Source organism: Kitasatospora sp. NPDC057940, assembly GCF_042887425.1.
Lineage (GTDB): Bacteria > Actinomycetota > Actinomycetes > Streptomycetales > Streptomycetaceae > Kitasatospora.
In genome coordinates this window covers 90,031-110,359 of the sequence record NZ_JBHVPH010000026.1, presented here as the reverse complement: position 1 = coordinate 110,359, position 20,329 = coordinate 90,031, and the positions used below count along the sequence as shown (strand labels likewise).

Sequence of the window (20,329 nt, the reverse complement as noted above, 5' to 3'; positions counted from 1 at the left end):
CTGGAGTGACCGCAGAATCCTCCGCACCCGTACCCACGGCGGGCCCCGCCCGCCCCCTGCCGCTGACCGTGGGCGCCGCCATCACCGCCCTGGAGGGCGCCGCGCTGGCCGTCGTCGGCGTCTGGGACATGGTGTCCGCGCTGTCCGGGCAGTCCAAGCAGCTCGCCCTGAACGAGTTCGGCGGCCTGGTCATCGTGCTGCTCGGCGTGCTGCCGGTGCTGGCCGCCCGCGCGCTGCTCAAGGAGCGCCGCTGGGGCCGCAGCCCGGCCGTGCTCACCAACTCGATCTGCCTGCCGATCGGGTACTACATGCTGGAGAGCGGCGGCGCGATGATCGGCGTCGGCGTGCTGGTCGCCCTGCTCGGGCTGGTCGGCATCGGCGCGCTGCTGAACCCGAAGTCGACGGCGGCCCTGTACGCGTCGCACGAGGGCTGAGCGCACAGGGCCGTCGGGGGCCGGCCGCCGGCTGAGCGGCCGTCGGTCCTACTCCTCGACCAGGAGCTTCTCCCGCAGCTGGGCCAAGGTCCGGGCCAGCAGGCGGGACACGTGCATCTGGGAGATCCCCACCTCGGCGGCGATCTGCGACTGGGTCATGTTCCGGAAGAACCGCAGCACCAGGATCTTCTGCTCCCGGGGCGGCAGTTGGGCCAGCAGCGGCTTGAGCGACTCGCGGTACTCGACGCCCTCCAGCGCCTCGTCGGTGGCGCCGAGGGTGTCCGCCACGGCCGGCGACTCGTCGTCGCTGTCCGGGACGTCCAGGGACAGCGTGGAGTACGCGTTGGCGGACTCCAGGCCCTCCAGGACGTCCTCCTCGGAGATCCCCAGGTGCTCGGCGAGCTCGTGCACCGTGGGGGAGCGCCCGTGCCGCTGGGAGAGCTCGCTGGTCGCCGTGGTGAGCGACAGCCGCAGCTCCTGGAGGCGGCGCGGCACCCGGACCGCCCAGCCCTTGTCGCGGAAGTGCCGTTTGATCTCGCCGACGATGGTCGGCGTGGCGTAGGTGGAGAACTCGACCCCGCGCTCGTGGTCGAAGCGGTCCACCGACTTGATCAGGCCGATGGTGGCGACCTGGGTCAGGTCGTCCAGCGGCTCGCCCCGGTTGCGGAACCGCCGGGCCAGGTGCTCGACCAGCGGGATGTGCATCCGCACCAGCTGGTTGCGCAGCTCGACGCGCTCCGGGGAGCCGTCGGGCAGCGCGGACAGCCGGACGAACAGCGCGCGGGCCGCCTCCCGGTCCGGTGCGCCCGAGCGGTGCGGGGCCGGGGCCGGCGCCTGGACGGGCACCGCGGTGCGCAGGTCCGCGGCCTCGTCCGCCGGATCGGACGGGGGCGGGGATGCGGGCGACGGTTCAGACGTCGGCTCGGTCGGGTGGCTCATCCGGTGGGCGTCCTTCGGGTGCGCATCGTCGTTGGCGGCGAGGCCAGGAACGCTCGCCTGGGTCGGTACGGCAGGTCCCGCCGTCGCGAGGCCGGTACGGTCCAGATCACTCACGGCCATTCCCCCGTTCCGTTCCGGGAGCACCGGGGCCCTCGGGCCCCGGCATCGTCTCGTTGGTCGTACCGCGTGGGGGGCGGTACCGGGCGCCGCCCGCCCGGCCCCTGATCGGGGACCTGGCGGACGGCCCTTGTGCGGTGCTGGTCGACGCCCCGGCTAGTGGGCGACGGGGCCGCCGCGCTTCTTGTGCAGGCTGATCGACACGGTCTTGTCCTCGCCGACCGAGGAGTCGACCTCGCCGGCCAGGGCGGAGAGCACCGTCCAGGCGAAGGTGTCCCGTTCGGGCGCCTTCCCGTCGGTGGTGGGGGCGGCGACGGTCACCTTCAGCGAGTCGCCGACCAGCCGGAACTCGCAGGTCAGGACGGAGCCGGGCACCGCCTGCTGGAGCAGGATGGCGCAGGCCTCGTCGACCGCGATCCGCAGGTCCTCGATCTCGTCGAGGGTGAAGTCGAGCCGTGCCGCCAGGCCGGCCGTCGCTGTTCGCAGGACCGAGAGGTAGGCACCCGCCGCGGGCAGCCGGACCTCCACGAAGTCCTGCACTCCGGGCTCGCCGTCGATCTGGGACACCCTCACCTCCTGGGTGACGCGCTGTGCTTCCGGGCCGGTGGCCGCGGCACTGTCTGTTGCTTGGCTCAACTGCTTCGCCCCAACTGTCCAGAGGGGTGGTGCGGTACGTACCGGTCATACCCTTCGCGGGGCGACCGGACGCCGCGTATCCGCCTGAGACCTTACCGCCTTCCGCACGCCGGCCGGGGCTCGGGAGTCACTCATGGTAAGCCATCGCGACGCAGGGTGGCAGGGGTTCGGACGGTCCGTTCAGTGTCCGCCGCCGGCGGCGGCGAGCGCCTCGCCGGTGAGCCGGTAGACGGTCCAGCCGTCCATCGGCACCGCGCCGAGGGACTTGTAGAAGTCGATCGAGGGAGTGTTCCAGTCGAGCACCGACCACTCCACCCGCGCGTAGCCGCGTTCGACGGCGATCCGCGCCAGTTCCAGCAGCAGCGCCTTGCCGTGGCCGCCGCCGCGGGACTGCGGGCGGACGTAGAGGTCCTCCAGGTAGATCCCGTGGGTGCCGCGCCAGGTCGAGAAGTTGAGGAACCAGACCGCGAAGCCGACCGGCTCGCCGGTGGCGTCGTCCTCGGCGATCAGGCCGAACAGCGCCGGGTCGGCGCCGAACAGGGCGTCGCGCAGCTGCTCCTCGGTGGCCACGGCCTCCTGCGGGGCCTTCTCGTACTCCGCGAGCTCGCGGATCAGGGCGAGGATGACGGGAACGTCGGTCACGACGGCGGTGCGGATCATGCCGCGAGCCTACTGCGCGCCCCCGCCTCCGGCCCAGGCCCGGATCGGGGCCCGGGCGGGAGGCGGGGGCAGGCGGGTCAGCGGGCGGGGACGGTGCGCAGATAGTCGGCCAGCGCGGTGATCGCGGCCGGGTTGCGCGGGCTCTCCACCAGGTCGACGTAGTCCAGGACGAAGATCCGGTCGTTCCTGACCGCCGAGACGCCGGCCAGCGGCGGGAAGGACTTCAGGAAGGCGCGCTTGGCGTCGGCGCCGGTCTCGCCGTAGTTGTTGATCAGGATCACCTCGGGGTCGCGCTGGACCACGCTCTCCCAGCCGGCGGTGACCCAGGTGTCCGCGAGGTCGCCCATCACGTTGGTCCCGCCGGCCTTGGCGATGATCTCGTCGGCCGCAGCGAACTTCCCGGCGGTGTACGGCTTGTCCTGCCCGCTGTCGTACAGGAACACGGACGGTCGGCGCTCGGGCTGCGGGGCGGCGGCGACCTGCGCCTTGAAGCCGGCGACCAGCTTGTCCGCCCGGTCGCGGACGTCGAAGATCTCGCCGAGGTTGGCCAGGTCGGTGTAGAGCGCGTCCAGCGGGGACATCACGCCGCGCTCGGTGCCCTTGCCGCTGCGGCAGGACTCGCTGAGCACGTACGAGGGGATGCCGAGGTCCCCCAGCGCCTGCGGGGTGAAGCCGCGGCCCTCGTCGAAGCCGTAGTGCCAGCCGGCGAAGACCAGGTCGGCCTTGGCACCCAGCACGATCTCCTTGGTGATCTCCTTCTTGGAGAGCCACGTGGTCTGCTGGTAGCCGTCCTTCCAGGCGACCTGGTCGACCCGGCCCTTGTCGTCGGGCATCACGTAGCCGGCCATCCGGTCGGCCAGGCCGAGGGCGAGCATCAGCTCGGTGATGCCGACGTCGTTGGTCACCGTCCGGGCGGGCTTCTGCGGGAAGGTGAGCTTGGTGCCGCAGTTCTCCACGGTCACCGGGTAGTGGGCGGAGGCGGCGGTGGCGTCGCCGCTCGGGGCGATCTCGGCGCCGCAGGCGGTGAGCCCGAGGGTGAGCAGGGCGGTGATGGCAACGGCCTTGGTGCGCACGGGGGTTCCTTCGGGGGGTGGGTCAGATCCGGTCGAAGAGCAGTTGGACGGCGCCGGTCACCGGGTGCCGGACGGGAGTGGCCCGGACGCCGAACACCTCGGCCAGCAGGGCGGGTCGGAGCACCTCGGCGGGCGGCCCCGAGGCGACGATCCGGCCGGCCCGCAGCACGTACAGCAGGTCGCAGTGGCCGGCCGCCAGGTTGAGGTCGTGCAGCGCGGTGAGCACCGTCGGGCCGGCCTCCCGGACCAGCGCCAGCACGTCCAACTGGTGGGCGATGTCCAGGTGGTTGGTGGGCTCGTCCAGCACCAGCAGCCGGGGCTCCTGGACCAGCGCGCGGGCGATCAGCACCCGCTGCTTCTCGCCGCCGGACAGGCTCAGGAAGCCCCGCTCGGCCAACTGCTCGGCGCCGACCCTGCGCAGCGCCTCGGTGCAGCGCGCGTGGTCGTCCGCGCCCGGGCCGCCCAGGACAGGACCCAGACCGCGCCGGTGCGGCAGCCGGCCCATGGCGACCACCTCGGCCACCGTGAAGTCGAACTCGGCGGAGTGCTCCTGGGGGAGTGCGGCCACCCGCCGGGCGGCCTCGCGCGTGGTCAGCGCGTGCAGGTCCGCGCCGTCCAGCCGGACGGCCCCGGCGGCCGGCCGCAGCGCCCGGTAGACGCAGCGCAGCAGCGTCGACTTGCCGCTGCCGTTCGGCCCGACCAGCCCGACCACCTGCCCGGCGGCGGCGTCCAGGGTGACGTCGTGGACCAGCCGGGCGCCGGCCAGCTCGACCGAGACGGAGTCCAGGGCGAGATCCATCAGCGGCCTCCGAAGGAATAGCCGCGACGGCGCATCAGCAGCAGGAAACTGGGCACCCCGAGCACCGCGGTGACCACCCCGACCGGCAGTTCGGCGGGCGCCAGCAGGGTGCGCGAGACGATGTCCACCCAGACCAGCAGCAGCGCCCCGGCGAGCGGCGCGACCAGCAGCACCCGGCGGTGCCCGGCGCCGACCAGCATCCGGGCCAGGTGCGGCACCATCAGCCCGACGAAGCCGATCGCCCCGCTGACGGCCACCACCGTGCCGGTGACGGCGGCGGTCACCACGAACAGCTCGCGGCGCAGCCGGTCCGGGTCCACGCCCAGCGAGGCGGCCGTCTCGTCGCCCATCGCGAGCGCGTCCAGCCGGCCGGCGGCGCAGGCCAGGTACGCCAGGCCGGCCAGCACGGTGGCGGCGGCGATCGGCACCGAGCCCCAGGTGGCGCCGCCGAGGCTGCCGAGCAGCCACATCATGGCGTCCCGGGCGGCCTCGCCGCGGGCGGCCGCGAAGACCATCAGCGCGGTGACGGCGGAGAAGCCGTAGGAGAGCGCGGTGCCGGTGAGCACCAGCCGCAGCGGGGTGAGCCCGTAGGCCGTGCGCGCCGCGAGGTAGACCAGCACCATGGCGACCAGCGCGGAGCCGAACGCGGAGGCCGAGATCGCCCACACCCCGAGCGAGGCGAAGGCGCCGAGCAGCAGCACGGCGTTGGCGCCGACGGCCGCGCCGGAGGAGATGCCGAGCACGAACGGGTCGGCCAGCGCGTTGCGCACCAGGGCCTGGACGGCGACCCCGGTGGCGGCCAGCCCGGCGCCGACCACGGCGGCCAGTACGGCGCGCGGCAGCCGGATCTCCCAGACGATCGCGTAGGCGGCGGCCTCCTCCGCCTCCAGCCGTCCGCCCGTCAGCCCGGCGGCCAGCAGCCGCAGGGCGCGGGGCAGGCCGATCCCGGAGGCGCCCAGCGCCACGCCGCAGAGCAGCGAGAGCAGCAGGGCGGCGGCCAGGCCGACGGCGAGCGGGAGGGCGGGTATTCGGCGGGCGGGCGGGCTCGTTGCGCCACTGCCCGCGGCTGCGGTGCTGCTCACGGTGCGCCTTGCCTCGGGCCGCGGGTGCGCGGGGGAGGCACCGGTCGGGGGCGGGTCCGGGCGCCATCCCCTCGCAGTCCACGGCGAGTTGTCGGGAGTTCAGCGGCCGGGGGCGATCGGGCTGGCGCGGCCACCAGGGCCGCGCTCACCGTTGCGGGTCAGCGCCGGATTCGCACCGGACTTCCCCCTCGGACGCCCTGGCAGCATAACAGCCACAAAGGCTAGGCAACCCTTACCGGGCCCGGATGGGGCGTGGACGCACGACCGCCCCCGTCCGGGCTCGCGGACGGGGGCGGTCGGGTGGCGACGCGTCAGGCTCAGGCCTGCTTGGTCTCCCAGAAGATCTTGTCGACCTCGGCGATCAGGTCCAGCAGGGCCTGGCCGGTGGCGGGGTCGGTGGACGCCTTGGCGGCCGAGGCGGCCTTCAGGGTGTCGTTGATCAGCTGGTGCAGCTGCGGGTACTTCTCGAAGTGCGGGGCCTTGAAGTAGTCGCTCCACAGCACCGAGATGTGGTGCTTGACGGCCTCGGCACGCTGCTCCTTGATGATCAGGGCGCGGGTGCGGAAAGCCGGGTCCTCGTTGGCCTGGTACTTCTCCTGGGTGCCCTTGACCGACTCGGCCTCGATCCGGGCCTGCGCCGGGTCGTACACGCCGCAGGGCAGGTCACAGTGGGCGTGGGCGGTGGCGCGCGGTGCAAACAGACGAGAGAACATGGGAGTCCTTCCTTAGATCGTCTTCCCGCGCCCGAGATTACCCTTCCGCACCCGGGGTTTCGCGATCGGGCGGTGGGCCTAGGGCAAAAGGCGGACCCGGAACCGGGGTAATCCGGACATCGAACGGATCGAACGGGGTGACGGTCCGTACGGCAGACTGGGACCGGGCGGTCCGGGAGGAGGAGTCGTGGCGCGGAGCACGGAACCGGCGGGCGCGGAACCGATGGGCACGGAACCCCGGGGGCGGGGCGGCGGCGCGGTGCCGTTCGGGCTGGTCGACGTGGCGGGCCCGTCGATGGTCCCGACCCTGCGCGAGGGCGACCAGCTGCTGGTGCGCTACGGCGCGCCGATCCGGCCCGGCGCGGTGGTGCTCTTCCGGCACCCCTTCCAGCAGGACCTGCTGGTGGTGAAGCGGGCCGCCGAGCGGCGTCCGAGGGGCTGGTGGCTGCTGTCCGACAACCGGCCGGTGGACAGCGACAGCCGCAGCTACGGCCCGGTCCCGGACGAGCTGGTGCTCGGCCGGGTGCTGCTGCGGCTGCGCCCGCGCCCGGCCTGGCTGGCGCCGGGGCGGCGGCTGGAGCGGCTGCTGCTGGGCACCCGGCTGGCCCGGGTGCCGGGCCTGGCCCGCCGCCTGGGCGTCTGGGCGGACGAGCTCTGACCCTCTGAGCCCTGCCCTGCCCTGCCCGGCCCGGCCAGTGCCTAGCCGGCGGCGCCGAGTGCCGCGGCCTCGGCCTCCTGGCGCTTGCGGGCCCGGTACGCGGCGACGTTGGCGCGGGTCGCGCAGCGGTCCGAGCAGTAGCGGCGGGAGCGGTTGGTCGAGGTGTCCAGGTAGGCGTTGCGGCAGGGCGCGGCCTGGCAGATGCCGAGCCGGTCGGCGCCCAGCTCGGTCAGGTGGACGGCCAGGCCCATGCAGGCGACCGCGCTGAAGTGCGCGGTGGCGGTGGGCGAGTTGTCGGCCAGGTGCAGGTGCCAGCGCGGCCGGCCGGCGTCGTCCAGGTAGTCGTGCCCGGAGACCAGCGGGCTGACCGGGTACTCCATCAGCAGGCTGTTCAGCAGGTCGACGCCCCGGATCTCGTCGCCCTCGGCGGCGGCCTCGAAGACCCCGCGCAGCCTGGTCCGCACCGCCCGCAGCCGGGGCAGGTCGGACTCGTCGGCCTGTGCGGCGGCCCGCGAGGAGTCGGAGAACAGGCCGCGCACCGCGTCCACGGACGTCAGGGTGTCGGTGCCGCGCCCGGGCTCCTCGGTGTTCACCAGCCGAACGGCGAGATCGGCGTAAGAGGCGAGCTCCACGGAGGTCCTTCCAGAAGGTCGGTAACGGGCTGATTGCGTCCAGCCTATTACCTGGGTGGGGAAAACGTCGGCGCCCGGCAGGAGCAGCCTGCCGGGCGCCGGTCGGTACGGTTCTACAGCACCTTGGAGAGGAAGGCGCGGGTGCGCTCGTGCCGGGGGTCCGTGAGCACCTCGCGGGGGTTGCCGGACTCGACCACCACGCCGCCGTCCATGAACACCAGCGCGTCGCCGACCTCGCGGGCGAAGCCCATCTCGTGGGTGACGACCACCATGGTCATGCCCTCCTCGGCGAGGCCGCGCATGACGTCGAGGACGTCGCCGACCAGTTCGGGGTCGAGCGCCGAGGTGGGCTCGTCGAACAGCATCAGCTTGGGCTTCATGGCCAGCGCGCGGGCGATCGCGACGCGCTGCTGCTGGCCGCCGGAGAGCTGGGAGGGGTAGTTCTTCGCCTTGTCGGCGAGGCCGACCCGCTCCAGCAGGACCATCGCCCGCTCCCGGGCGGCGGCCTTGCTCTCGCCCTTGACCTGGACCGGCGCCTCCATGACGTTCTCGACGGCCGTCATGTGCGGGAACAGGTTGAAGCGCTGGAAGACCATGCCGATGTCGCGCCGCTTGACGGCGACCTCGCGGTCCTTGAGCTCGTAGAGCTTGTCGCCCTTCTGCTGGTAGCCGACCAGTTCGCCGTCCACCCAGAGGCGTCCGCCGTTGATCTTCTCCAGGTGGTTGATGCACCGCAGGAAGGTCGACTTGCCGGAGCCGGAGGGGCCGATCAGGCAGAACACCTCGCCCTGCTTGACCTCCAGGTCGATGCCCTTGAGCACGTGCACGGAGCCGTAGGACTTGTGGACGCCCTCGGCGCGGACCATCGGCTGTCCGGTGGCGGCGGCCGGGGTCTTGCTCAGGTCGGTCATACGTGACCACCTCCCTCGAGCCCCGGGACGACGTCGGCGCCGGTCTTCGGGGCGGGCTTCCCGGCGAACAGGCCCCGCAGCCGCTGCAACGGGGTGGGCGGGAGGGTCCGGTTGGAGCCGCGGGCGTAGTAGCGCTCGATGTAGTACTGGCCGATGGTCAGCAGCGAGGTGAAGAACAGGTACCAGAGGCTGACCACGATCAGCAGCGGGATGTTCTGGTAGTTCCGGGAGTAGATGACCTGACCGGCCCGGAAGATCTCCTCCAGGGAGATCACGCTGACCAGCGAGGTGGTCTTGAGCATCGAGATGGTCTCGTTGCCGGTCGGTGGGATGATCACCCGCATGGCCTGGGGCAGGACGATCCGGCGCATGGTCTGGAACCGGCTCATGCCGAGCGCGTGGGCGGCCTCGGTCTGGCCCTCGTCCACCGACTGGATGCCGCCGCGGACGATCTCCGCCATGTAGGCGGCCTCGTTGAGGCCGAGGCCCAGCAGGGCGGCGACGAAGGTCGGGATCAGGACGTTGGTGTCCGCGGACCAGAACTCCGGCCCCCACGGGACGCCGATCGACAGCTTGGCCCAGATCAGGCCGAGGAAGTTCCAGAACACCAGCTGCACCAGCACCGGGGTGCCGCGGAAGACCCAGATGTACATCCAGGCGGTGCCGGAGAGCAGCGGGTTCGGGGACAGGCGCATCACGGCGAGGACGATGCCGCCGATCACGCCCATCAGCATGGAGAGGACGGTCAGTTCCAGCGTGACGACCATGCCGTGCACGATGCTGTCGTGGAACAGGTACTGCCCGACGATGTCCCACTTGAAAGCGGGGTTGGTGAAGAGGGCGCTCAGCAGCATCGCCGCGAGCAGGGCGATGACGACGGCGCCCACCCAGCGTCCGGGGTGGCGGACCGGGACGGCCTTGATGGTCTCAGGCCGTCCCTCCTCCGCCTTCCCCTTGTCCAGAGAGTTCACGGTGTGGCCTCGGGGGAGAGATGGAGCAGGCGGACGGTCAGTTCACGGCGCCGTTGACGGTCGACTTGTCGAGGGCGCCGGACTCGACGCCCCACTTGGTGAGGATCTGCTTGTAGGTGCCGTCGTCGATCAGCGACTGGACGGCGCCCTGGATCGCGGGGGTGAGCTTGGAGCCCTTGGCGACGGCGACGCCGTAGGGGGCCACGCCGTAGGTGGAGCCGAGCTTCTCCAGTTGGCCGCCGGCCTGCTTGATCGCGTAGTCGACGACCTGGGAGTCGGCCATCATCGCCTGGTCGCGGCCGGAGACGACGGCGTTGGTGACGTCCGTCTGGAGGTCGAACTTGTCGCCGTCGTTCTGGATGCCCGGCTTCCCGGCCTTGGCGCAGTCCGGGTTGCGGGTGTCCTTGATCTCGTCGGCCTGGGTGGTGCCGGTCTGGACGGCGACCTTCTTGCCGCACAGGTCGGCGGGGTCGACCTTGTCGGGGTTGCCCTTCTTGACCGCGATGGCGCTGCCGGAGTTGAAGTAGGTCACCATGTCGACGATCTGCTCGCGCTCCTTGTTGTCCGTGAAGGACGACATGCCGAGCTGGAACTTGTTCGACTGGATGCCGGGGATGATCGCGGTGAAGCCGGAGTCCTGGACGTCGGCCTTCAGCCCGAGCTTGGCCGCGATGGCGTTGGCCAGGTCCACGTCCATGCCGATGACCTTGCCGCTGTCGTCCTTGAACTCGTCCGGCGCGTACGAGGCGTCCGCGCCGACCACGAGCTTGCCGGAGGACTTGACGTCGGCGGGGACGAGGGCGGCGAGCTTGTCGTCGGCCTTGACCGCGTTGACGGTCGTGGAGGCGTTGGGCGCGCCGCTGCCACCGTCGCTCTTGCTGCTGCTGCAGCCGGTCAGGACGAGGGTGACGGAGGCGGCGACCGCGCCGGCCGCGAGAAGCCGGGTGCGCTGGGTACGCGGGGTCATGAGGGGGATCTCCTCCTGAGGGAGAGGGGCGGGCGGAGCGCGCCGCGGGGGGCGGCACACCGGGCTGGCAGGGCCGTGCGGCGCTGTACGGGTGTATTTCGCTGTACGTCGTCGTACGTGCAGGGCCGGGTGGTGCGATGCCTGCGCGGCAGGGCCGCACAGGTTGCTACGGGGTACTGCTTCCGCCACCCTCCGCCGAGGTGGACGTCGAGCGAACCGCCTCGACCAGTGGCCGGCTCGATCCGAGATGGGGGGAATCCTGCCATCTGTGGACGGTCAGATGGCCCTCATCCAGATCAAAATCGGATAACGAGGGCCCGGGCTGTCCGCTATTCGGACTTATTCCGTGTTCCTGTCACCCCGTGCATAAGTATGCAGATCCCTCCGCCCGGTGCCCGGAGGCCCGCCGCCCCGGCGCGGATGCCGCCGTCGGCCACGGCGCGGGGGCGTGCGGCCGCCACGGTGACGCGCGGGTGTACGCGGAATGGCGGACACGCGATCCGGCCATCCCGCCCTGCCGGGCCCGGCGGCGGGTGTGTCAGAATTCGGTACCGGGTGACCCCCGAACGCTCGAACCAGACCGCCGAGCCCCGACAGGCTCGGGGTGTCCGGGAACGGAAGTCATCACGTGGCTCCGTATCCGGGACGCCGACTCCCCAGCGCGTCTGCGTTCACTCCTGCGGGTGCGCGTGCCGCCATCACCGTTGCCGCCGCCGGAGCCCGGCGCTTCCGACGCCGGGCCCCAATGAGGCGACAGCTCGGCGATGAACTGCACGTGACGAGGACGAAAAGGCATAGGTGCGATGCCTTGGTCCGTCCTACGCTCGGCCCGGAAGCACTACGCGGACCAACAAGACCCATAAAACCCTCATCCGAGGGCGCCGCCCGACGGCAGCGCCCCGACCCAGCCCCCCGGGTCCGCTTCGGCGTACCCGGTTTCCGGTTTCCGGACGGGTCGTCCTGTCCGTCGGTCGCGCACCCTCGCCAGATCAATGACGAAGAGGTCATCGTGGCAGCGGAGATCATCAGCAGCACCCAGGACACCGTCGATCCGGTCGACGCCGTTTTCGCGCTCCACCGCGGCGGCAAGATGGAGATCCGGGCGACCGTCCCGGTGCGCGACGCGGACGACCTGTCCCTCGCCTACACGCCCGGTGTCGCCCGCGTCTGCACGGCCATCGCCGAGCAGCCGGAGCTGGTCAACGACTACACCTGGAAGTCCAACACCGTCGCCGTGGTCACCGACGGCACCGCCGTGCTGGGCCTCGGGGACATCGGTCCGGAGGCCTCCCTGCCCGTGATGGAGGGCAAGGCCATCCTGTTCAAGCAGTTCGGCGGCGTGGACGCGGTGCCGATCGCGCTCGCCTGCACCGAGGTCGACGAGATCGTCGAGACCGTGGTGCGGCTGGCGCCCTCCTTCGGCGGCGTCAACCTGGAGGACATCTCCGCCCCCCGCTGCTTCGAGATCGAGCGCCGGCTCCAGGAGGCCGTGGACATCCCGGTCTTCCACGACGACCAGCACGGCACCGCGATCGTCACCACCGCCGCCCTGTGGAACGCGGCCAAGGTGACCGGCCGTGAGATCGGCTCGCTGCGGGCCGTCATCTCCGGCGCCGGCGCGGCCGGCATCGCCATCGCCAAGATGCTGGTGGCGGCGGGCATCGGCGACGTCGCGGTCTGCGACCGCAAGGGCGTGGTGTACGACGGCCGCGGCGACCTCACCGACGTCAAGGCCGAGATCGCCGAACTGACCAACCGCACCGGCCTCAGGGGCACCCTGGCCGACGCGCTGGCCGGCGCCGACGTGTTCATCGGCGTCTCCGGCGGCACCGTGCCGGAGGAGGTCGTCGCGACCATGGCCGCGGGCGCGTTCATCTTCGCGATGGCCAACCCCACCCCGGAGATCCACCCCGAGGTCGCGCACAAGTACGCGGCGGTCGTCGCCACCGGGCGCAGCGACTTCCCGAACCAGATCAACAACGTGCTGGCCTTCCCCGGCATCTTCGCCGGCGCCCTCCAGGTGCGGGCCAGCCGGATCACCGAGGGCATGAAGCTGGCCGCCGCCAAGGCGCTGGCCGGTGTCGTCGCCGACGAGCTGACGCCGCAGAAGGTCATCCCCTCGCCGTTCGACGAGCGGGTCGCCCCGGCGGTCACCAAGGCCGTCGCCGAGGCCGCCCGGGCCGAGGGCGTGGCCCGGATCTGACGATCCGGGCGCCGCTGCCGGGCAGGACCGGAGCAGCGGCGCCGCCGACACGGCCGGGGCCGGGACACGCGTCACACCCGCGCGTGGTTCCCGGCCCCGGCCGGCGCGGCTATCGTCCGCAGCATGTTTGCTGCCTACGCCGCACGTATCGACGCCGATGACCCGCTCGGCGGACTGGAGTTGGGTGAACTCCCCGAGCCGCAGGCCCGCCCCGGATGGAGCGTGGTCACGGTCAGGGCCGCCAGCCTCAACCACCACGACCTGTGGTCGCTGCGCGGGGTCGGCCTGCCCGCCGGACGGCTGCCGATGATCCTCGGCTGCGACGCCGCCGGTGTCGACGAGCACGGCAACGAGGTCGTCCTCCACTCGGTGATCGGCCAGAGCGGCCACGGGGTGGGCCCGGACGAACCCCGGTCCATCCTGACCGAGCGCTACCAGGGGACCTTCGCCCAGCAGGTGGCCGTGCCGACCTGGAACCTGCTGCCCAAGCCCGCCGAACTCAGCTTCGAAGAGGCCGCCTGCCTGCCCACGGCCTGGCTGACGGCCTACCGGATGCTGTTCACCAACGCCGGGGTCAAGCCCGGTGACACCGTCCTGGTGCAGGGCGCGGGCGGCGGCGTGGCGACCGCGCTGATCGTCCTCGGCAAGGCCGCCGGGCTGCGGGTCTGGGTCACCGGCCGGGACGAGGCCAAGCGCCGCCGGGCGGTCGAGCTCGGCGCCGACGCCGCCTTCGAGAGCGGCGCCCGGCTGCCCGCCCGGGTGGACGCGGTGATGGAGACGGTCGGCGCCGCGACCTGGGCGCACTCGGTGAAGGCGCTGCGCCCGGGCGGCACCATCGTTATCTCCGGTGCCACCTCCGGCCCCAATCCGAGCGCCACCGAGCTGAACCGGATCTTCTTCCTGGAGCTCAAGGTGGTCGGCTCGACGATGGGGACCAAGGAGGAACTGGCCGGGCTGCTCTCGCTGTGCGCGACCAGCGGCGTCCGGCCGGTGATCGACTCGGTGCTGCCGCTGGCCGAGGCCCGGGACGGCTTCGCGCGGCTCGCCAAGGGCGACGTCTTCGGCAAGATCGTGCTGACGCCGTGACGCCGTGACGCCGTGACGCCGTGACGCCGTGACGCCGTGACGCCTTGTGGCCCTGGCGTCGTCCGGCCCCGACGCCGGTGCGGCCCTGACGCGGACCGGCCCGGCACGCTCCGCGGAGCGTGCCGGGCCGGTGGTGGTCCGGCGGCCTGCCGGTCAGCCGAGCAGGCGCTTCAGCCGCTCGCCCGCCGAGCCCAGCACCGAGCGGGCCTCGGCCAGCTTGTCGCCGCTCACGCCGCCGTCCCGGGCCGCGTCGCGGACCTGGTCGCGGAAGCGGTCGAGCAGCCGCTCCAGTTCGCGGGCCGGGTCGCCGTCCGGGTCGGTCCGCGCCCACGGCGGCAGGTCGGCCGGGGCGGTCGGCGTGGTCGGCTCGTCCTTGTCCAGGTCGATCCGGGTGACGGTGACCTCCTCGGCCGGCCCGTCGGCCGGCTGGCCCCAGCGGGCCGCGTCGGCCAGCCCGGACAGGCCCTTGGTCAGCTCGGCCAGGCCCTCGGCCAGGCCGGTCGGCCAGTCGCCCTTCGCGGCGTGCTCGCGCACCTGCTGCTCGACCCGGCGCTTGATCCGCAGCGCCTCCTGCTGCGCGGCCGTCCGCGAGGCCTTGGCCTGCTCGCGCAGCCGGTGGGCCTCCTCCTCGGCGGCCTTCGCCTTGGCCTTGGCGGCCTTCTCCTGCTCCCGGGCGCGCTTGGCCTGGTCCTTGGCCTGCCGCTTGAACTGGGCGAACTCCTCCTTGGCGCGCTGCCAGGACTCGTTGTCGCCCCACGGGCCGGACCACGGGTCCCCGCCCTCGGCGCGGTCCGGCCGGGGGGCCTGCCGGGCGGCCTGCCACAGCTCCTCGCGCAGGTCCTTGGCGCTGTCCCGGACGTCCTCGCGGATCGCCCCGGCGAGCTGCGCCACGGAGTCGTGGATCTCCACTTCCAGGTCGTCCAACTCGCCCTGTCGGGCTTCCAGTTCGGCGCGCCCGGCGTCGGTCAGCCGGTAGACCTTGCGGCCGCCCTCGGTGCTGTGGGTGACCAGGCCCTCCTGCTCCAGCTTGGCGAGCCGGGGGTAGACCGTCCCGGCGGAGGGCGCGTACAGGCCCTGGAAGCGCTCCTCCAGCAGGCGGATCACCTCGTAGCCGTGCCGCGGGGCCTCGTCGAGCAGCTTCAGCAGGTAGAGCCGGAGCCGGCCGTGGCCGAACACGGGCGTCATCTCACGCCTCCTTGGTGAGGTCGGGCTTGCCGAGTCCGGCCGGGAGCTCCTTGACGACCACCGGCGCCTCGTCCTCGGGGTCGGGGCGGCGCAGCACGGTGACGCCGCCGGAGACGGTGGTCACGGCGAGGCTGCCCCGGCCGTCGCCGAGCTGGCCGGACAGGCGCTTGGCGCCCCAGCTGCCGCTGAGCTTGAGGCCGTCGAAGGTGCTGGAGATGTCGCCGCTGGTGGAGCCGGCCTCGACCTTGGCATCGGCCAGCGAGGGGATCCGGATGACGACCGGGCCGCTGACGGTGGTGACCTTGATGTCGGCCGGGTTGGCGACGTCGAGGTCCAGGGTGACGGCGCCGGTGACGGCGTTGGCCTGGATCCGGTCGGCGGTGCCGGCGACGACGGTGAGCTGGCCGGAGACGGTGTTGACCTTGAGCTGGCCGGCCACCGACTGGGCGTCGACGTCGCCGGTGACGGTGTTGGCCTCGGTGCGGCCGGTCAGGCCGACCAGGGTGGCGTCGCCGCTGGCGCTCTGCACCGAGACGTGCCCGGTGATCCCGGAGACGGTGGCGCCGGCCGAGACGGTGCCGACCTTGACCTCGGCGTCGGCCGGGACGGTCAGGGTGACGCCGGCGACGCGCTTGCGCTTGAAGGAACTGAAGAAGCCCTTGACCGCGTCGACCGACTTGAGCCGGTCGCCGAACTCGCCCCAGCTGTTGATGTCCTTGTAGGTGACCGTCAGGACGCCGTCCACCAGGGTCACGTGCAGCGGCTCGCCCTGGAGCTCGGTGACCTCCAGGCGGGCCGGGCCCTCGGCCGCCACCACGTTCACCGTGCCCTCGATGATCCGCACGTGCAGCGCCCGGACCGCCTCGTCGATGGTGATCCTCTCGGGACCCTCGACCGTCCACTGGCTCATCTCTGCCGCCTCCCGTTGCCGATCGCGATGTATCGCGTTCTCTTTTAAAGACGATATATCGCGTGACGCGCAAGTCAAGCGTGCCGTCCCGGATCCCGCCCCGGAGCCGTCCCGGAGCCGCCCCCGAGGCGCCCCCTACGGGTGGGCGCGGATGCGTGAGGGGCCCGGCAGGCGATCGCCTGCCGGGCCCCTCGTCAGCGGTTCAGTGCGACGGCACCGCACCGGTCACTCGTCGTCCTCGTCGTCGAGCCGGGCCAGCCAGGTGGCCAGCCGCTCGACCGGGATCTCGAAGTCCGGGTTGAGGTCGACGAACTCGCGCAGTCGCTCGGCCAGCCACTCGAAGGTGACCTCCTCGTCGCCGCGCCGGTTCTGCAGCTCCTCGATGCCGCGGTCGGTGAAGTACACGGGTTCACTCCGGTCCGGTGGGGATTGACCTGGTCAGGATAGTCGGGGACGCCCGCGGCCCCCGTCTCCCAGGGGAGGACGGGGGCCGCGGGCGTCGGTGCTCCAGCGCCTCGGGGCGTCAGGGCCTCAGAGCGAGTAGACCTCTTCGATCAGCGCCTGCTGCTCGGCGGCGTGCCGCTTGGCCGAGCCGACCGCCGGGGACGAGGCCGTCGTGCGGGCGACGCGGCGCAGCCGCGAGCCGTTGGCGCTGCGGCCGACGACGACCTGGAGGTGGTCGACCAGGTTCATCGCGATGAACGGCCAGGCGCCCTGGTTGTCCGGCTCCTCCTGCGCCCAGACGAACTGGACGTCGTCGCCGTAGCGGGCGAGCTCCTCCTGGAGCTCGGCCACCGGCAGCGGGTAGAGCCGCTCGACCCGGACGATCGCGGTGTCGGTGACGCCGCGCTCGGTGCGGGCCGCCGCCAGGTCGTAGTAGAACTTGCCGGCGGTGATGACGACCTTGCGCACCTGCGCCGGGTCGACGGTGTTGTCACCGATGACCGGGCGGAAGGAACCGGACAGGAACTCCTCGGTCGCACTCGCCGCGGCCTTGAGACGCAGCATCGACTTCGGGGTGAAGACGACCAGCGGCTTGTGGTGCGGGTTGTGCGCCTGCCAGCGCAGCAGGTGGAAGTAGTTCGACGGCAGGGTCGGCATGGCGACCGTCATGTTGTTCTGCGCGCACAGCTGCAGGAAGCGCTCCGGGCGGGCGGACGAGTGGTCCGGGCCCTGGCCCTCGTAGCCGTGCGGCAGCAGCAGGGTGACGCCCGAGTGCTGGCCCCACTTCTGCTCGGCGGAGGCGATGTACTCGTCCACCACGGTCTGCGCGCCGTTGACGAAGTCGCCGAACTGCGCCTCCCACATGACCAGCGAGTTCGGGCGGGTCAGCGAGTAGCCGTACTCGAAGCCCATCGCCGCGTACTCCGACAGCAGGCTGTCGTAGACGGTGTAGCGGGCCTGGTCCTCGGTGAGGTACTGCAGCGGGGTGTAGTCCTCGCCGGTGTTGCGGTCGATCAGGACGGCGTGCCGCTGGCCGAAGGTGCCGCGGCGGCTGTCCTGGCCGGCCAGGCGGACCGGGTGGCCCTCCATGAGCAGCGAGCCGATGGCGAGGGTCTCGCCCGTCGCCCAGTCGATGGTGTTGTCCTCGACGGAGGCGGCGCGGCGCTGGAGCTGCGGCAGCAGGCGCGGGTGGACGGTCAGCCAGTCCGGCAGGTTGACCTGCGAGGCGGCGATCCGCTTGACCATCTCCTGGGAGATGCCGGTCTGGATGTTGACCGGGAAGTCGGCGACCGGCTTGCCGGCGGTGGCCGGGGCGGGGGTCTGGGCGGCGTCGCGGACCTCGGCGAAGACCTTCTCCAGCTGGCCCTGGAAGTCCTGGAGCGCCTGCTCCGCCTCTTCCATGGTGATGTCGCCGCGACCGATCAGGCCCTCGGTGTACAGCTTGCGCACCGAGCGCTTCTTGTCGATCAGGTCGTACATCAGCGGCTGGGTGAACGACGGGTTGTCGGCCTCGTTGTGACCGCGGCGGCGGTAGCAGATGAGGTCGATCACGACGTCCTTGTGGAACGCCTGGCGGAACTCGAAGGCGAGCCGCGCGACGCGGACCACGGCCTCCGGGTCGTCGCCGTTGACGTGGAAGATCGGGGCCTCGATCATCCGGGCCACGTCGGTGCAGTACATCGAGGAGCGCGAGGACGCCGGGGCGGCGGTGAAGCCGACCTGGTTGTTGACCACCAGGTGGATCGTGCCGCCGGTGCGGTAGCCGCGCAGCTGCGACATGTTCAGGGTCTCCGCGACGACGCCCTGGCCGGCGAAGGCCGCGTCGCCGTGGATCTGGATCGGCAGCACCGGGAAGGTGGTGCCGCCCTGGTCCAGGATGTCCTGCTTGGCGCGGGCGATGCCCTCGACGACCGGGTCGACCGTCTCCAGGTGGGAGGGGTTCGCGGCGAGCGAGACCTTGATGGTCTCGCCGTCCAGGCCGGTGAAGGTGCCCTCGGAGCCGAGGTGGTACTTCACGTCGCCGGAGCCGTGCATCGACTTCGGGTCGAGGTTGCCCTCGAACTCGCCGAAGATCTTGCCGTACGGCTTGCCGACGATGTTGGCCAGCACGTTCAGGCGGCCGCGGTGGGCCATGCCGATGACGGCCTCGTCGAGGCGGTGCTCGGCGGCGGCGTCGATGGTGGCGTCCAGCAGCGGGATGAGCGACTCGCCGCCCTCCAGCGAGAAGCGCTTCTGCCCGACGTACTTGGTCTGCAGGAACGTCTCGAAGGCCTCGGCCGAGTTCAGCCGGCGCAGGATGCGCAGCTGCTCCTCGCGCTCGGGCTTGGAGTACGGCTTCTCCAGGCGCTCCTGCAGCCACTTGCGCTGCTTCGGGTCCTGGATGTGCATGTACTCGACGCCGACGGTGCGGCAGTACGTGTTGCGCAGCAGGCCGAGGATGTCGCGGAGCTTCATCATCTTCTGGCCGCCGAAACCGCCGACCGCGAACTCGCGCTCCAGGTCCCACAGGGTGAGGCCGTGGGTGGTGACGTCCAGGTCGGGGTGCTTGCGCTGCTTGTACTCCAGCGGGTCGGTGTCGGCCATCAGGTGGCCGCGCACGCGGTACGCGTGGATCAGCTCCATGACGCGGGCGGTCTTGTTGACCTCGTCGTCGTGGGTGGTGGCGACGTCGGTGGCCCAGCGGACCGGCTCGTACGGGATCCGCAGCGACTCGAAGATCTCGTCGTAGAACCCCTTCTCGCCGAGGAGGAGGCGGTGGATCTCGCGCAGGAACTCGCCGGACGCCGCGCCCTGGATGACGCGGTGGTCGTAGGTCGAGGTCAGCGTCATGATCTTGGAGACGCCCAGGCGGGACAGGGTCTCCGGGGCGGAGCCCTGGAACTCGGCCGGGTACTCCATGGCGCCGACGCCGACGATGGTGCCCTGGTTCTGCATCAGGCGCGGCACGGAGTGCACGGTGCCGATGCCGCCGGGGTTGGTCAGCGAGACCGTGACGCCGGTGAAGTCGTCCATGGTCAGCTTGTTGGCGCGGGCCCGGCGGACGATGTCCTCGTAGGCCTGCCAGAAGCCGAAGAAGTCGAGGGTCTCGGCCTTCTTGATGGCCGCGACGACGAGCTGGCGGTCGCCGTTCGGCTTGACCAGGTCGATGGCCAGGCCGAGGTTGACGTGCTCGGGCTTGACCAGGAAGGCCTTGCCGTTCTCCACCTTGTAGCTGTAGTTCATGCCCGGGGCGGCCTTGATGGCCTGGACCAGGGCGTAGCCGATCAGGTGGGTGAAGGAGACCTTGCCGCCGCGGGCGCGCTGCAGGTGGTTGTTGATGACGATGCGGTTGTCGATCAACAGCTTCGCGGGCACCGCGCGGACCGAGGTCGCGGTCGGCACCTCCAGCGAGGCGTCCATGTTGGTGGCGACGGCCTTGGCCGGGCCGCGCAGCTGGATCAGCTCGGGGCCGGCGGGCGCGTCCGCCGCGGCGGCGGCCGGAGCGGCCGGGGCCGGGGCGGCGGCCTTGGGGGCCGGGGCCGGGGGCGCGACGGGAGCTGCGGCGAGCGGCGCGGGGGCCGGCGCCGGAGCGGCCGGTGCGGCCGGTGCGGCGGGGGCGGTCGCGGCCGGAGCAGCAGCGGGCGCGGGGGCAGCGGCAGGGGTCGGCGTGGGGCCGGCCTGGGTCGCGGCCTGGGTCACTGGGGTCACCTCGGTACCGGGCTTGTAGTCGGCGAAAAAGTCCCACCAGGCTCGGTCGACCGAGTTCGGGTCCTGGAGGTACTGCTGGTAGATCTCATCGACGAGCCACTCATTGGGACCGAAGCCAGTGGAGCTAGCCGAGCTATTGGGGGTTTCAGGGGACTGTGGCGACACGGCGGCAACCGCCCTCTTCCGCTTCCTTTTGGGATGTTTGGACAGCGGGGATTAAGG

Annotated in this window: 19 protein-coding genes and 1 riboswitch; of the genes, 4 read left to right on the top strand and 15 right to left on the bottom strand. The window is 72.0% G+C overall.

The features are described from left to right. The first annotated feature begins 5 nt into the window (after nucleotides 1–5). Complete coding sequence (locus ACFVTF_RS30520; RefSeq protein ID WP_371517171.1) at nucleotides 6–434, top strand: hypothetical protein; 429 nt, start codon at nucleotides 6–8, stop codon at nucleotides 432–434. 48 nt (nucleotides 435–482) lie between these two features. Here the strand turns inward: ACFVTF_RS30520 and ACFVTF_RS30515 are convergent, their stop codons facing one another. From ACFVTF_RS30515 to sodN, 7 genes are all read right to left on the bottom strand, one after another. Further along, nucleotides 483–1,487 (bottom strand): RNA polymerase sigma factor SigF, encoded by a 1,005-nt coding sequence (locus tag ACFVTF_RS30515; RefSeq protein ID WP_350879654.1) that lies wholly within the window; start codon nucleotides 1,485–1,487, stop codon nucleotides 483–485. 159 nt (nucleotides 1,488–1,646) lie between these two features. Beyond that, the gene (locus ACFVTF_RS30510; protein ID WP_350879653.1) at nucleotides 1,647–2,057 is read right to left on the bottom strand and encodes an anti-sigma regulatory factor; all 411 of its coding nucleotides are present in this window, start codon (nucleotides 2,055–2,057) and stop codon (nucleotides 1,647–1,649) included. Nucleotides 2,058–2,306: 249 nt separating this feature from the next. After that, complete coding sequence (locus ACFVTF_RS30505) at nucleotides 2,307–2,786, bottom strand: GNAT family N-acetyltransferase (protein ID WP_387817535.1); 480 nt, start codon at nucleotides 2,784–2,786, stop codon at nucleotides 2,307–2,309. Nucleotides 2,787–2,863: 77 nt separating this feature from the next. After that, nucleotides 2,864–3,859 carry an ABC transporter substrate-binding protein gene (locus tag ACFVTF_RS30500; protein ID WP_387817534.1) on the bottom strand — a complete coding sequence of 332 codons (996 nt, stop codon included), beginning with the start codon at nucleotides 3,857–3,859 and terminating at the stop codon, nucleotides 2,864–2,866. Between the two features lie 22 nt (nucleotides 3,860–3,881). Continuing rightward, nucleotides 3,882–4,658, bottom strand: a complete 777-nt coding sequence (locus tag ACFVTF_RS30495) for an ABC transporter ATP-binding protein (RefSeq protein WP_387817533.1) — start codon at nucleotides 4,656–4,658, stop codon at nucleotides 3,882–3,884. After that, the gene (locus ACFVTF_RS30490) at nucleotides 4,658–5,740 is read right to left on the bottom strand and encodes a FecCD family ABC transporter permease (protein ID WP_387817532.1); all 1,083 of its coding nucleotides are present in this window, start codon (nucleotides 5,738–5,740) and stop codon (nucleotides 4,658–4,660) included. The genes ACFVTF_RS30495 and ACFVTF_RS30490 overlap by 1 nt, the downstream gene beginning before the upstream one ends. Before the next feature lie 89 nt (nucleotides 5,741–5,829). Beyond that, nucleotides 5,830–5,969, bottom strand: a riboswitch (cobalamin riboswitch). 88 nt (nucleotides 5,970–6,057) lie between these two features. After that, nucleotides 6,058–6,453 carry a superoxide dismutase, Ni gene (gene sodN, locus ACFVTF_RS30485; RefSeq protein ID WP_063347853.1) on the bottom strand — a complete coding sequence of 132 codons (396 nt, stop codon included), beginning with the start codon at nucleotides 6,451–6,453 and terminating at the stop codon, nucleotides 6,058–6,060. Between the two features lie 223 nt (nucleotides 6,454–6,676). Between sodN and sodX the strand changes: the two genes are divergently transcribed. Then, nucleotides 6,677–7,111 (top strand): nickel-type superoxide dismutase maturation protease, encoded by a 435-nt coding sequence (sodX, locus tag ACFVTF_RS30480; RefSeq protein ID WP_363588859.1) that lies wholly within the window; start codon nucleotides 6,677–6,679, stop codon nucleotides 7,109–7,111. 41 nt (nucleotides 7,112–7,152) lie between these two features. Here sodX and ACFVTF_RS30475 read toward each other — a convergent pair whose 3' ends face one another. The 4 genes from ACFVTF_RS30475 to ACFVTF_RS30460 all read right to left on the bottom strand — a co-directional run bounded on the left by ACFVTF_RS30475 (nucleotide 7,153) and on the right by ACFVTF_RS30460 (nucleotide 10,592). Next, a complete protein-coding gene (locus ACFVTF_RS30475) occupies nucleotides 7,153–7,743 on the bottom strand; it encodes a CGNR zinc finger domain-containing protein (RefSeq protein WP_363588848.1) in 591 nt (196 codons plus the stop codon). Nucleotides 7,744–7,856: 113 nt separating this feature from the next. Beyond that, on the bottom strand, nucleotides 7,857–8,654 hold the full coding sequence (locus tag ACFVTF_RS30470) for an amino acid ABC transporter ATP-binding protein (protein WP_363588850.1): 798 nt from the start codon (nucleotides 8,652–8,654) through the stop codon (nucleotides 7,857–7,859). Beyond that, the gene (locus ACFVTF_RS30465) at nucleotides 8,651–9,625 is read right to left on the bottom strand and encodes an amino acid ABC transporter permease (protein ID WP_350879646.1); all 975 of its coding nucleotides are present in this window, start codon (nucleotides 9,623–9,625) and stop codon (nucleotides 8,651–8,653) included. The genes ACFVTF_RS30470 and ACFVTF_RS30465 overlap by 4 nt, the downstream gene beginning before the upstream one ends. A gap of 37 nt (nucleotides 9,626–9,662) precedes the next feature. Next, nucleotides 9,663–10,592, bottom strand: a complete 930-nt coding sequence (locus tag ACFVTF_RS30460; RefSeq protein ID WP_387817531.1) for an ABC transporter substrate-binding protein — start codon at nucleotides 10,590–10,592, stop codon at nucleotides 9,663–9,665. A gap of 1,009 nt (nucleotides 10,593–11,601) precedes the next feature. Here ACFVTF_RS30460 and ACFVTF_RS30455 point away from each other — a divergent pair. Further along, nucleotides 11,602–12,795 (top strand): NADP-dependent malic enzyme, encoded by a 1,194-nt coding sequence (locus tag ACFVTF_RS30455; RefSeq protein WP_363588855.1) that lies wholly within the window; start codon nucleotides 11,602–11,604, stop codon nucleotides 12,793–12,795. A 123-nt stretch (nucleotides 12,796–12,918) separates the two neighbouring features. Beyond that, complete coding sequence (locus ACFVTF_RS30450; protein WP_387817530.1) at nucleotides 12,919–13,881, top strand: zinc-binding dehydrogenase; 963 nt, start codon at nucleotides 12,919–12,921, stop codon at nucleotides 13,879–13,881. A gap of 153 nt (nucleotides 13,882–14,034) precedes the next feature. Here ACFVTF_RS30450 and ACFVTF_RS30445 read toward each other — a convergent pair whose 3' ends face one another. From ACFVTF_RS30445 to ACFVTF_RS30430, 4 genes are all read right to left on the bottom strand, one after another. Then, a complete protein-coding gene (locus ACFVTF_RS30445; RefSeq protein WP_387817529.1) occupies nucleotides 14,035–15,066 on the bottom strand; it encodes a PadR family transcriptional regulator in 1,032 nt (343 codons plus the stop codon). A gap of 1 nt (nucleotide 15,067) precedes the next feature. Next, the gene (locus ACFVTF_RS30440; protein WP_387817528.1) at nucleotides 15,068–15,976 is read right to left on the bottom strand and encodes a DUF4097 domain-containing protein; all 909 of its coding nucleotides are present in this window, start codon (nucleotides 15,974–15,976) and stop codon (nucleotides 15,068–15,070) included. 225 nt (nucleotides 15,977–16,201) lie between these two features. Further along, nucleotides 16,202–16,381: a DUF6104 family protein gene (locus ACFVTF_RS30435; protein ID WP_063347844.1), complete on the bottom strand. Its 180-nt coding sequence runs from the start codon at nucleotides 16,379–16,381 to the stop codon at nucleotides 16,202–16,204. A gap of 126 nt (nucleotides 16,382–16,507) precedes the next feature. Next, nucleotides 16,508–20,272 carry a multifunctional oxoglutarate decarboxylase/oxoglutarate dehydrogenase thiamine pyrophosphate-binding subunit/dihydrolipoyllysine-residue succinyltransferase subunit gene (locus ACFVTF_RS30430; protein ID WP_387817527.1) on the bottom strand — a complete coding sequence of 1,255 codons (3,765 nt, stop codon included), beginning with the start codon at nucleotides 20,270–20,272 and terminating at the stop codon, nucleotides 16,508–16,510. Nucleotides 20,273–20,329: the final 57 nt, after the last annotated feature.

Coding starts and splice junctions, on each gene's coding strand:
- ACFVTF_RS30440 (WP_387817528.1), bottom strand. CDS start 15,976: ATGAGCCAGTGGACGGTCGAGGGTCCCGAGAGGATCACCATCGACGAG.
- ACFVTF_RS30445 (WP_387817529.1), bottom strand. CDS start 15,066: ATGACGCCCGTGTTCGGCCACGGCCGGCTCCGGCTCTACCTGCTGAAG.
- ACFVTF_RS30450 (WP_387817530.1), top strand. CDS start 12,919: ATGTTTGCTGCCTACGCCGCACGTATCGACGCCGATGACCCGCTCGGC.
- ACFVTF_RS30470 (WP_363588850.1), bottom strand. CDS start 8,654: ATGACCGACCTGAGCAAGACCCCGGCCGCCGCCACCGGACAGCCGATG.
- sodX (WP_363588859.1), top strand. CDS start 6,677: ATGGGCACGGAACCCCGGGGGCGGGGCGGCGGCGCGGTGCCGTTCGGG.
- ACFVTF_RS30505 (WP_387817535.1), bottom strand. CDS start 2,786: ATGATCCGCACCGCCGTCGTGACCGACGTTCCCGTCATCCTCGCCCTG.
- ACFVTF_RS30495 (WP_387817533.1), bottom strand. CDS start 4,658: ATGGATCTCGCCCTGGACTCCGTCTCGGTCGAGCTGGCCGGCGCCCGG.
- sodN (WP_063347853.1), bottom strand. CDS start 6,453: ATGTTCTCTCGTCTGTTTGCACCGCGCGCCACCGCCCACGCCCACTGT.
- ACFVTF_RS30460 (WP_387817531.1), bottom strand. CDS start 10,592: ATGACCCCGCGTACCCAGCGCACCCGGCTTCTCGCGGCCGGCGCGGTC.